Source organism: Lysinibacillus sp. CNPSo 3705, from assembly GCF_028674935.1.
GTDB lineage: Bacteria > Bacillota > Bacilli > Bacillales_A > Planococcaceae > Lysinibacillus.
On sequence record NZ_JAQZSD010000100.1, the window covers coordinates 1 to 11,305 of the forward strand.

The following is an 11,305-nucleotide window of genomic DNA, read 5'->3' on the forward strand; positions in this document are numbered from 1 at the left end:
AAGAAATTAAGAGTTATATGATTTATTACAATCATTATCGGGGGCAATGGAATTTAAAAAAGCTGCCGCCTGCAAAATACAGACAGCAGCTTCAAAAAGTTGCCTAACCTTTTTTTAAATGTCCTTTACAAAGGGTACATTTTAATGGCTTCGATCTTTTTTATTTCGGCTTTAATAGAGATTCAAAGAAAAAAGACTATCTGTTTAGTAGATAGCCTCTTTGATAACATAACGACAGTTTTACTCCTCCCAGAACAATTCATCTAGGGTTTTATTTAACGTTTTACATATCGCGATACATAAATTCAAAGTCGGGTTGTATTTACCTAATTCAATTAAACCGATTGTTTGCCTAGTAACCCCCACTTTATCAGCCAATTCACCTTGTGATAAATCATGTTCAATTCGTGCCATTTTTAAGCGTATGTTTTTCACATCGATCACCACTATCTTCATCTTCTAACATTCTTTGAATAACTCGATCACTTTTCTTTTTAGCAAGCCCATAAAATAAGAGTAAAATTCCGGCAATACATGATGCATACAATAACAGTGAAACAAAAAATACCAAAGAGAAAAAATATATTGCTTGTGGAGTACTTTCTGCATAGTTGAATGCACTGTTAACACCCATAATAATTGCAATAACCATGCCAATAGCAACACCGAAAATAATAAATTTAGTACTTAATTTAAATTTACTTGTACTATCGTGAATCTCTACTTCATCAGTAAATATGCCGAGATAGGCTGCTCTGCCACAATAATAAACTGCTGAGAATAATAAAATCAACCGTTCTGTTAATACATTTACTGAGGAAACTCCCTCTGTTATGAATTTTATTAGGATCGATATTAAACATATTACAATGACAAAGAAAAAAATCTCCTTGTAAATTTTATTTTGCTGATTTTTAATTCGTTCATCGACGTGTTTACTTTTCCAAAACATCCATATTTCCCCCCTTTATTTTATGATTTTAATTATACAGAATATCTGTCTTTTTGCAATGTATATATTGCAAAAAGTTGATTATATTTTTCATTAATGAAATGATACCCTTTGTGCGTGCGTCTTCCAGACGTTGGTTTTACAAAAGACAAAACAAAAAACCACTCATTTGTGGAGTGGTCATTATTATTATCTTTATTAGGTTTTAAGCTTTCGATCTATCAGTTAAACCTAAAGTCAATATGCTCGATCGGCCAACAGACGATACTTGTTGTACCCATTATTTTTTCTTTAGGGATGAAACCTAACTCAGGATTTCTACTATCATTACTTACACGACGATTATCACCTAATACAAAGTAATGCCCTTTTGGTACAGTAGTTTCACCTAAGTCTTGTTCTAACGTAAAATCATATGTAAGTGACCCAGGATCTTTTAAATCCTTCTTGTACTGATCTAAATAAGGTTCACTGTACTTTTCTCCGTTTATGTATAATTGATCATCCTTATACTCGATTTTATCTCCTGGTAGACCAATGATACGTTTAATAATATTTTTTTCTTCATTGTCTATCATCATGTTATTAATAACGACAATGTCAAATCGATCAATTGACTTAAATTTCGGACCGATTTTATTAACAATAACACGATCGCTTTCTTCCAATGTCGGTTCCATAGAAGCACCCTTTACGAGTACTGGCGTAAATAAAAACTGCTTGATTAAAAATGCCACCAATAAAGCGAAAGCAATTGCTTTTACCCATTCCACAAACTCATTTGTCTGTTTTCCCTGTATTTCTTCTCCCAAAATTCCACCTCCTAGTATTTCTCTTAATTAATACGTAAAAAAAGGAAAATAGTTTCAATTTTCTGTTCAAATGATTATATTTTTTGAAACTCAATTACAAACAAAGGTCAAAAAAGCCATTTTATACATTTAACGATGATATCCATTTCTTTAATCACTGTAGCTCAAGCCGCATAATTCATATTTATTGCTGAATTCGCCATAATATCTGCCCTAATTTTTATCTTTGTTTATACTAGTCGACACCGTGGCTCTTTAAAAGCATTTTTGTTCTAAAAAAGATGAAATATTAAAAATTTAATTGAATGAACTATCAAGTTGAATATTTCACACTTGTTATAAACTAAATTTTTTTCATCGTTGCAGTATATAACAATGGACTAAAGAATCTATATGCTATCATTTTCTTTTAGATTTTCATTTTTTTCTACAGGCAACTTTTTAGGTAAATGACGATATTTGCTACCTGTCTGAAATCTTAGTATTATCGGTACAAGAACAAACATTTTGTAAGTATGAGAAAAGCGTTTAATTACTTTTTGTAGCTCGTATGGAAGTTGTTGTGAAATATTAAAAAGTTCTTGCTTTCTTCATTTAGATACTTTTGACAGCTTGCATTTATCGAACTTTAATATTCTATAAATAAAATTGAAATGGTTGGTGAAATCATTTGAACCTTACTAAGAATAACGGTTATGAATTTCTTGATTTTATTAGTATAAAAGAAGAAGAAATGAATTCCTACGAACCCATTGCAGGCTCTTTTGCAGTGTTAAATTGTTCAGGGAAATATCTTATGTGCTATAACACTTGGAGAGAACAATGGGAGTTACCCGCAGGACAAAGGGAAGAAAATGAAACGCCAAAGGAATGTGCTATTAGAGAACTTTATGAGGAAACAGGACAAATCGTAAAAGATTTAGATTTTACCGGCTTACTAAAAGTGAAAAACCTATCCAACGGTAACGTAAAGTATAATCCTGTTTATTTTTCTTTCATAAAAAAACTGCAACCATTTCTGAAGAACTCTGAAACGTCTGAAATAAAATTATGGGATTTAAAAGAGAAGATTGGATTCATTGACGAAGTTGATATTAAAGTATTCGACTATGTTCAGTAGCACGGTTTTATACTTTTATTAAAAATCAACTTCGTACTTTAACTGAGCTACCAAAAACAAATAATCATCTGGATTATTGAAATTATACAATGTAGAATGCTTTACATACTCTTCAACGAGCTATCTCATAGCTTTTTTAAACCCTTCAATATTGAGTCAGTCTATATCATAACCATTGTACTATTTCAATTTTATAAAACTGAAGATGAACCAAATAAGAACATAAAAAAGCCCTCTACAGATAATGTGGAAGGCAATAGAAAAATTTATTTAAAATAAGCACATCTCTCGGCGTATTTTCCTCTTAATACAGAGTTCCAACACTTCTACCGCCGTCATTCTCCCAACGATCAATGTCCCAAACAACATCAACATCTTCCCAGCCGTCTTGTATTTCTCCGTTAGGAAGGGTACCATTTCTTACTATAGAAATAACACATCATCCTTTTTGATAATATTTCATGTTTCTATATTATGTAATGTTATTTGTTTTGTTCATCGCCAAATATGGGGGATGTAAAAAGGAAGGATTACTTTTAGGTCTCAGAGTATTTGTTCCAAATGGATCAATGTTATGAATTTTTATAGCTAATAGGAATTTCCCCTAAGGTAGCGAATGCACATTGTTATTTTAACATTTACATTTTGACTCTTCTTTCCATACCTTTGGTTCTCCTATCCATGGTTTTGGCTCTTCTATCCACGATTTTGATATAAAAGCTGAAATAAATATGTACAAAAATGTTTGTTTAACCAAGTACATTTGTAATTCCCTTTGTTTTTACAACTATACAGGGGGTGGCGAGCATAATAGCCTCGACGGGTTATCCGCCAGTGATATAGCTGGTTTCTAGGCTAGCGAATGATGCGAGTAGAGGCTCCGTGTCAAGTGTAATTATTCACGCATATGTATAGAAACGTAGTTAATTAGCGAAAGTGTACATGATTAGACTAGCAAAAATGTACCTTGTTATTTTGACATTTACAGAGGCTGGGACAAAAGGTTTTAAGCAACTAGAAAAGCCGAACAATTATGCTAACACAGCACTACAATAGTTCAGCTTTTTGTTTTCAAATAAATAAAAAGTGAATTTTACCATTCGCTTTGGACATAGCCTCTTTATAAAAAGAGTGAACTTTGAGGGGCTAATAAGATAGAAACTTTCGTTTTATATTTTTCCAACCTAAAAATTCTTTTATATATTCAGCAGGTGTTATGACAAGTAAACTTTTAAATTCTTTGTAATAATGGGAAGGATCATAGTAACCATATTGGTCAATGTTTACAGGTGTCTCTTCAAAAGAAAAATGTTGAAGTAAGAGTTGAATACGAATGAATTTGCTTAGTTTTTTTGGTCCAAAACCTGTTTTTTTGTAAAAAAGTTCTCGGATATATCGCTCGGAATAACCTGTTTTATGCTGAATTACAGCTGGTAAAAACAGCCCATTATTTTCAATAATAGAATCAAAACAAGTAGCGAATATTTCATCACCCAAGCTTTTATCCTTTTTTTGAGAACCAAAATACTCATTACAAATCTGCACCCTTTGTTCGAAATCTTCTGCTTCAAAAACAGATTGTATAAATTTAGAGTCTAGTGTGCAGCCTAATTCAACATTAACAAACGGTTGTTGAACAATTTGTTTTAATGCGCAATTGTATTGAATAACTGTTTGTTTTGGATTTAGACGAACACCAAAATATTTACCTTTTGGGGTAAATGAATAAATTTCACGTGTAGTCGGGGTATTCCCTAAGACAACCTGTTGATTTTTGCCCATGTAAAACATCAAATCTTGACAGGCATCAGGAATGACATGAATATCACTATTAATGCCTATTGGTTCAAACTCATAATAAAATAGTATATCCTGGTTTAAATGGCTGTTTGGAGCAAGTTCTCTATAAGAATACGTTTTTTGGACCAATTCAGGTTGGATTGGATAATAGCTACTCAATAAACCGCCCCCTCTAGTTCACTCTTAGGTAAAATTAAAAGAATCCTTGCGCTTGTTCATTGTAACTAGCTAAGACACATTTAGTTGATTGATACGATTCTAAAGCTTTTAAATGATTTTCTCGACCGATACCTGACTTTTTATAACCGCCAAATGCTGCACCTGCAGGGTATTGGTGATACGTATTTATCCAAACACGTCCTGCTTGGATCTCTCGACTTGCTTTATAGGTAATGTTTGTATTACGTGACCATACAGCTGCCCCTAATCCATACATCGTATCATTTGCGATTTCAATCGCTTCCTCGAAGGTTTTAAACGCAGTCACTGCCAATACAGGACCGAAAATTTCTTCTTGGAAAATACGCATTTTGTTATGGCCTTTAAAAATAGTTGGTTGAATAAAATAACCATCTAAATTATCAAGGTGATTTTCGGCACCACCGATTAAACATTCTGCACCATCTTGTTTGGCAATTTCAAAATAAGAAAGAATTTTTTTATGTTGTTCTTCTGAAGCCTGTGCACCCATCATTGTTTCAAGTTCGAATGGATTACCAACTTTAATTTGCTTTACTCGTTCAATGGCTTTTTCCATGAAACGATCATAAATAGACTCATGGATCAAGGCTCTAGATGGACAAGTGCAAACTTCACCTTGATTTAAAGCAAACATAACTAATCCTTCAATCGCCTTATCTAGATATCCGTCATCAGCATCCATGACATCTTCAAAGAAGATATTAGGCGATTTGCCACCTAACTCTAGTGTAACGGGAATTAGATTCTCAGATGCATATTTCATAATTAGTTTGCCGACAGCTGTAGAACCCGTAAAGGCCACTTTGCCAATACGTGGGCTTGAAGCTAACTCTTTTCCTGCCTCTATACCAAAACCATTAATGACGTTTAAGACACCTTTTGGTAATAGGTCTTGAATAAGTTCAACTACGAATAAGAATGATACCGGCGTTTGTTCTGCTAATTTTAAGACAACACTATTTCCTGCAGCAAGTGCTGGCGCCAGTTTCCAAGCTGCCATTAAAATAGGAAAGTTCCATGGAATGATTTGGCCAACTACACCAATAGGTTCTTGGTAATGGTAAGCTACTGTATCCCCATCAATAGGTGTCACTTGCCCTTGTTGTGCGCGAATGGCACTTGCAAAATAGCGGAAATTATCAATTGCCAATGGAATATCAGCATACATCGTTTCACGAATCGCTTTCCCATTATCCCAAGTTTCTACCCTTGCAATTTTTTCAAGATTTTCTTCCATACGATCAGCAATGGCTAGTAAGATTCGTGCCCGTTCTGCTACGGGTGTTTTCCCCCAAGTTTTTTGGGCTTTATGAGCGGCATCTAATGCTAGCTCTACATCTTCTTTTGTTGAACGGGCTACTCGTGTAAATACTTCTTTCGTGATAGGTGTACTATTATCGAAATACTCTCCATTTACAGGTGCTACCCATTCACCACCGATAAAATTGTCATATTGCCCTTTGAATTGAATGCCAAACTCTTCAATACTCGGTTTAACATTTACCTTTACCATAATGATCGACCCCCTTAATGATGATTATAATGCTGTTGTTCTTCTTTTACAGGCACCTCATGTTGAATCTCAAAACTACTTACTACTAGTACACAAATCATTACACTAGCCACAATGTAAATATGCTTTGGAATGGCTTTTATAAAGACAGGAAACATTTCACGATTCCATACACCGATTGAAATGATAGCACTTACAATAAACATCATTGTAAAAAAGATAATGCTTAATGTTAAATATTGAGAGGTCATTAATGTTAGCATCACGCCCATCATTGCTCCCATAAAGCTAGATCCTACACTTTCCATGAATAGGGACAATGGTAACCCTATTGATAGTAAATAGCCTAAGGCAATAGCAATAATAATAGATGCTATTGCACCTAGTACCATATCGGAAAGCCAGGTAGCCATGTTCACCCCAACAGCAGTACTCATTGTCATAGAAATCAGCATTATACAACACTTGGCCATGCCATGATTGGCAAAACGCTGTTTTAGTAAACGGTTAGTAATTACCGTAAAAGTAACAATAACCAACATGCTTAGGAATGGTAGCATATAATCACTCCTCGTAAGCGTTTTATTGTAGATGACAAGACGACGTTGTGTGACATTTCTTGGCGGGTCTAGGAACGTCTATGGCTGGGTTTCGATCAAAGAATCCAACCGGTTTTAATTGGAAATTGATGTATGCAGTTGGCATGACAGGCCAATCTTCAGGGCGCGGAATATGATGATGGCCCATTGTGTACCAAACGACGATATCTTCATCATCAATTGAACGGTTATTCTCAACGTATTTTGGGAGTCCATCTCCTCCAGCATGTTGATTTGGATACATACCTGTTGCATATTTTTCATTTTCATCAAATTGCGTAACGTGTAAATGATGTTTAAGGAAACCAGCACGTTTCATAACGCTTGCTTCGTCATGAGCAAATGGGAAGCAATTTTCGCCAGGCAAAATTTTATAGCCAACCGGTTGATTCACTCGGTTAAGTGAGTTTTTATTGATAATTTTCCAAGTACGCTGCGTTTTTAAATCTAAATTACGTAACGCTTCCTTCTCCGTTTTAAAAATACGTGAAATAGGATAGAAACCATTGCCGTTCGGATTGTGTTCTCCCAATGTTTCTGATACTGTTTCTGTTTCCACTACTGAGTTATTTTCACCGTCTAGCATCATATCAAGTCGGAAATTAAAGAAGTGTTGATGATGTGATGCGTTTAATCCTGGAGAAATCTCAGATCCATATTTTGTTTGAATACCATCCTCACATGTACCAGTGTTTAAAATACCTGTAAGTTTGACTTCAGCTTCAATCGTACCGTCTTGGTAGAAGCTCCAATAGAAGCCATAATCATAATTGCCAACTGTACAGAAAAATGAAATCACTAGACGACGAGAGCGCCGTACTTCTACATGGCCTGTACGCCAATCTGTATGTTTCCAACCAATCCCGTAATCTTCTTCGTGTAAGCAAATGGCATTTTTGATCGTACGCGCATTTCCTTTAACATCAGCTACAACACCATCAAAGTATTGAATTTCTCCTAAGCAGTCGCAACCTAGCTCTAACGAATTGGCTAATTGACCCATGCCATATTCACCAGCATCAAAGGCATTTTGTGTGTTATGCGAAAATGTTGGTTCACCATAAGGGACGACCATTTCTGATAATGCTGCACGATAAATAACTGGACGATCCTTGCCTTTGTCATGGTAATTAATTGTGTATAATACAAGGCCTTCTCGTGGAGTAAATCCATAGCGGAAACTCCACTTTTGCCATTTGATCAAATTACCTTCAATTGTAAAGCTTGGACCTTCAGGTTGAATGATTTCCAATGGCTTTAAGTCATTTCTAAACACAATGGATTCATCAGCTTCAGGATGGTAATTCCCTGATGTTGTTGGAATTGGACGTATCCCATGATCTTCTACTTTGTAAACTTCCATTTTGTTTAGGTCTACATACGATACAATACCTGTTAAAGGGTATGCATATCCGTTATCTTCTAATGATTGTTTTTGCCAACAAATCGCACGAAGTAAACGTTTACCTTCATATTCCTGAACGCCAAAATTCCCTGCTGACCAAGGATCAACCATAATTAAATCAGGATTGTCAATGCCACGTTTCCGTAAAGCTGCTACAAAATCAGGGTGGCTCTTTACTAATTCTTCACATTGCTCAAATTCCTCTAGGGCTACATTCGGTTGTACACCAGGGATATGTTCGTAGGAATCAACTGTTTCTGAAGTTAAATTTACAACTGCTTCAAATGTTTTCAATTCTTTATCATCTAAAATCACTAAAAATACTTGGCGATCTACCGTTTTACCTGGTTTGTAATTTAGTACTTCTGATTTTTTAGGTTCATGTAACATGACCGACATAAATCGTACATGTTCAGACAACTGTTGCTGTTCCTTGACAATTTGAACAGCTTTTTCAATTTCTACTTCAGACAATGGTGATAATGGGTGGCTTAGCTCAACGTTTGGATTAACCTTTACTGACATCCTATCAACCCCTTATAATTTGTTCCCTTTCATTATAATCAGAAAATTCAGTGAAGTGATTGTAAATAACGGCATTATTATATATAGGTTGATTTTTAGCTAAAGAAATACATTTTTTTCTACTTTAACCGTTCTGTATTTTTGTAAAAAGTCCCAATTGAGCAGCAGTTAAAGTCATTTGCATTCCAATCTACCAATCTATTTAGAAGCGATCAGACGCGTGACCACCATTTAGTCTTCTTCCATCTTGCCATAGTAATGCTTAATATATGTATCACAAACTCCATGTAATTTCGTTAAATTAAATATGCTTTACTTGTGTGCAAAGGATAGTTATCCTTTTCTCGTTCCGTTGGCTTGTTTTAGAGAAAAACGTAGTATTTGAAAAACGAGTGGAGCAAATGCTTATTTGTAAATATCGAACTATAATACTGTCAATTCTTTAAGGGAAACTTAGTAAGGCATAAAAAAGAGGATAGCGAAAAAATGCTACCCATCTTGTTTCAATTAGCTTTCGGCAATACCGTAAGCAAGTAATAAAATATACCCGATGATACAGATTGCAATAATGTTAAGTATTATTAGTAGCCATTTTAATAAACTTTTTTTTGCTTTTAATCCTAAAAAAGCTCCTAATAATGGGAACAAAAACATTAAAAGAATATATGGTTTACCTAATGCTCCTAACGACACTCCATTCCACATTGTAAAAAACATAACAACGAAGATTACTAAAGTAGTAAGTGAAAGAACACTATATTTATTAATTTGGGTTCACCTTCCCAAAAGTTGGTTTCTATTCCTAATTTATCATATTCAAACCTTTATACAATGACCATTTAATTCCTTTTACGTCATTATAGTATCACAATATAAAAGCGCCAAAGTTTACGAAAACAGCCTCAATAAAAAGACCATCAAAAATGATGGTCCTACTTCACAAACTAACACACAATCATTAATAAACAAAGGACATGATAGCTAATAAAATCCTTCATCTTTAATTTTTTTGTTCCATAATATTTCTAACAAACAATTGCTTATTTTTATGAGCAATTGTACTTATTATCGCAAGTAATAGCCCCGAAATAACGAATACAATTCTAATTCCTAAAAAATCTGCTACTAGCCCCATAATAAGAGAGCCAACGCCAAATATCCCAGTTCCGATAGCACCTAACGAGGTATAAACAGTTGACAACTGTTCTTTTGGCACACTAGTTTGTATAACCGTTTGTTGAGGAATTTTTTTAATTTGTCCAAAAAGCCCTACACAGAGCGATAAAAGTAAGGAAATGATTGGAATGCTGTTTAGGCTAAATAATATTGTGAATAAAAAACTTGCGAATGAACCGAAAAAATAAAGGTTCCTATTTTCTTTTCAATAAATGAAGAAAATTTAATACAATAAGCACTCCCTAAAATCAGTCCTAAAAAGTTAGCGCCATTGATAAATCCCCACCATTTTTCATCAACGTTCAAAGCATCGTTGACAAACACATATAAAATAGCAGCTATCCAAACCGTTGCAGCAATTGTTTCCAAAAATTCTATCCAAGCAATCCTTCTTAACACCGGAGTGTTAGATAAAGTTTTCCAACCCTCTTTTCTAGTTTCCCTTTTAACTCGGTAGTTTCATAGATTACACTTTCTAAAAGGCAAAGTAATATGCTTGCAATAACAAATAAACATCCAACGAACCAAATAAGTTGTTGAGAACTAATAATAATCAGCAATGAACTTCCTACGAACCACATACATGCTTGTATGACCTGCGTAATAGTTTCTGAAATTCCATTAGCTTGAATTAGATGTTCAGGTTTAACATAGAATGGAGTCAATGTCTGTCGTATTGGATCTGCACATCCGTCAAAAATCCTATTATTAAAAAGATAAAATAATAATTAGCTGCTGTTAAAGCAATTAACACAAACCCTAGAATAAAGAGTAAAATTGTCTTTACAATTTGTGACCCAGCAAGTACCCATTTAAGATTTAATTTCTCAACAAAAAGAGGTGTCAGCAGACTGGATATAAACATAGAAGAAGCAATTGTAAATGACAGACCCTGTTAATACAAAAATTGTACTTATAACACTGACTATATATAATACATCGCCTATATTAGCGAGTGACTGACCCAATAGTAATAAAGAAAAGTTTCTATTCAAATTCATATTATATATCCCCCATTTTTTCAAATTTTGGCTTAATAGGGGAATATTAAATTGGACTATTCATTAAAATTTGACTCCTATCATATATCGGACAAATCTGGAGGACGTAGATTTATCACAAGTTTTGTATCATCCATAAATACTTATATGAATCATAGCATTATTTCGAATTTATTACATTAATACCCATCTATTGAGTAT

Annotated in this window: 12 protein-coding genes; 2 read left to right on the forward strand and 10 right to left on the reverse strand. The window is 34.2% G+C overall.

Annotated elements, in window-relative coordinates; all coding sequences use genetic code 11:
* Positions 1–107: IS3 family transposase (locus tag PVA17_RS25310; RefSeq protein WP_337993632.1), on the forward strand; the 107-nt coding region annotated here is incomplete at its 5' end.
* Between the two features lie 133 nt (positions 108–240).
* On the opposite strand, the gene PVA17_RS23295 is transcribed toward PVA17_RS25310, so the two are convergent.
* The 3 genes from PVA17_RS23295 to lepB form a co-directional block, all read right to left on the reverse strand.
* Entirely contained in the window at positions 241–435 is a 195-nt protein-coding gene (locus tag PVA17_RS23295; RefSeq protein WP_248718819.1) for a helix-turn-helix transcriptional regulator, read from the reverse strand.
* Positions 401–952, reverse strand: a complete 552-nt coding sequence (locus tag PVA17_RS23300) for a DUF6773 family protein (protein WP_274069131.1) — start codon at positions 950–952, stop codon at positions 401–403. The genes PVA17_RS23295 and PVA17_RS23300 overlap by 35 nt, the downstream gene beginning before the upstream one ends.
* A 221-nt stretch (positions 953–1,173) precedes the next feature.
* Entirely contained in the window at positions 1,174–1,764 is a 591-nt protein-coding gene (gene lepB / locus PVA17_RS23305) for a signal peptidase I (protein ID WP_274069132.1), read from the reverse strand.
* A 670-nt stretch (positions 1,765–2,434) separates the two neighbouring features.
* Here lepB and PVA17_RS23310 point away from each other — a divergent pair.
* Positions 2,435–2,884: an NUDIX domain-containing protein gene (locus PVA17_RS23310; protein WP_274069133.1), complete on the forward strand. Its 450-nt coding sequence runs from the start codon at positions 2,435–2,437 to the stop codon at positions 2,882–2,884.
* Between the two features lie 1,146 nt (positions 2,885–4,030).
* Here PVA17_RS23310 and PVA17_RS23315 read toward each other — a convergent pair.
* The 7 genes from PVA17_RS23315 to PVA17_RS23345 all read right to left on the reverse strand — a co-directional run bounded on the left by PVA17_RS23315 (position 4,031) and on the right by PVA17_RS23345 (position 10,472).
* Positions 4,031–4,843, reverse strand: coding sequence for a helix-turn-helix domain-containing protein (locus PVA17_RS23315; protein WP_274069134.1), 813 nt, complete (start codon positions 4,841–4,843; stop codon positions 4,031–4,033).
* 34 nt (positions 4,844–4,877) lie between these two features.
* Complete coding sequence (locus PVA17_RS23320) at positions 4,878–6,398, reverse strand: aldehyde dehydrogenase family protein (RefSeq protein ID WP_274069135.1); 1,521 nt, start codon at positions 6,396–6,398, stop codon at positions 4,878–4,880.
* A gap of 14 nt (positions 6,399–6,412) precedes the next feature.
* On the reverse strand, positions 6,413–6,958 hold the full coding sequence (locus tag PVA17_RS23325; RefSeq protein WP_274069136.1) for a hypothetical protein: 546 nt from the start codon (positions 6,956–6,958) through the stop codon (positions 6,413–6,415).
* 22 nt (positions 6,959–6,980) lie between these two features.
* Entirely contained in the window at positions 6,981–8,927 is a 1,947-nt protein-coding gene (locus tag PVA17_RS23330) for a primary-amine oxidase (RefSeq protein WP_274069137.1), read from the reverse strand.
* Positions 8,928–9,434: 507 nt separating this feature from the next.
* Positions 9,435–9,620 (reverse strand): hypothetical protein, encoded by a 186-nt coding sequence (locus PVA17_RS23335; protein ID WP_274069138.1) that lies wholly within the window; start codon positions 9,618–9,620, stop codon positions 9,435–9,437.
* Positions 9,621–9,927: 307 nt separating this feature from the next.
* The gene (locus PVA17_RS23340) at positions 9,928–10,254 is read right to left on the reverse strand and encodes an MFS transporter (protein ID WP_337993633.1); all 327 of its coding nucleotides are present in this window, start codon (positions 10,252–10,254) and stop codon (positions 9,928–9,930) included.
* Entirely contained in the window at positions 10,239–10,472 is a 234-nt protein-coding gene (locus tag PVA17_RS23345; RefSeq protein WP_274069140.1) for a hypothetical protein, read from the reverse strand. Before PVA17_RS23345 ends, PVA17_RS23340 begins: the two co-directional genes overlap by 16 nt.
* Between the last annotated feature and the right edge of the window lie 833 nt (positions 10,473–11,305).

What these genes read in the sequence shown, in the direction of transcription:
- PVA17_RS23300 (WP_274069131.1), bottom strand. Translation starts at nt 952, where the DNA reads ATGTTTTGGAAAAGTAAACACGTCGATGAACGAATTAAAAATCAGCAA.
- PVA17_RS23320 (WP_274069135.1), bottom strand. Translation starts at nt 6,398, where the DNA reads ATGGTAAAGGTAAATGTTAAACCGAGTATTGAAGAGTTTGGCATTCAA.
- PVA17_RS23325 (WP_274069136.1), bottom strand. Translation starts at nt 6,958, where the DNA reads ATGCTACCATTCCTAAGCATGTTGGTTATTGTTACTTTTACGGTAATT.
- PVA17_RS23330 (WP_274069137.1), bottom strand. Translation starts at nt 8,927, where the DNA reads ATGTCAGTAAAGGTTAATCCAAACGTTGAGCTAAGCCACCCATTATCA.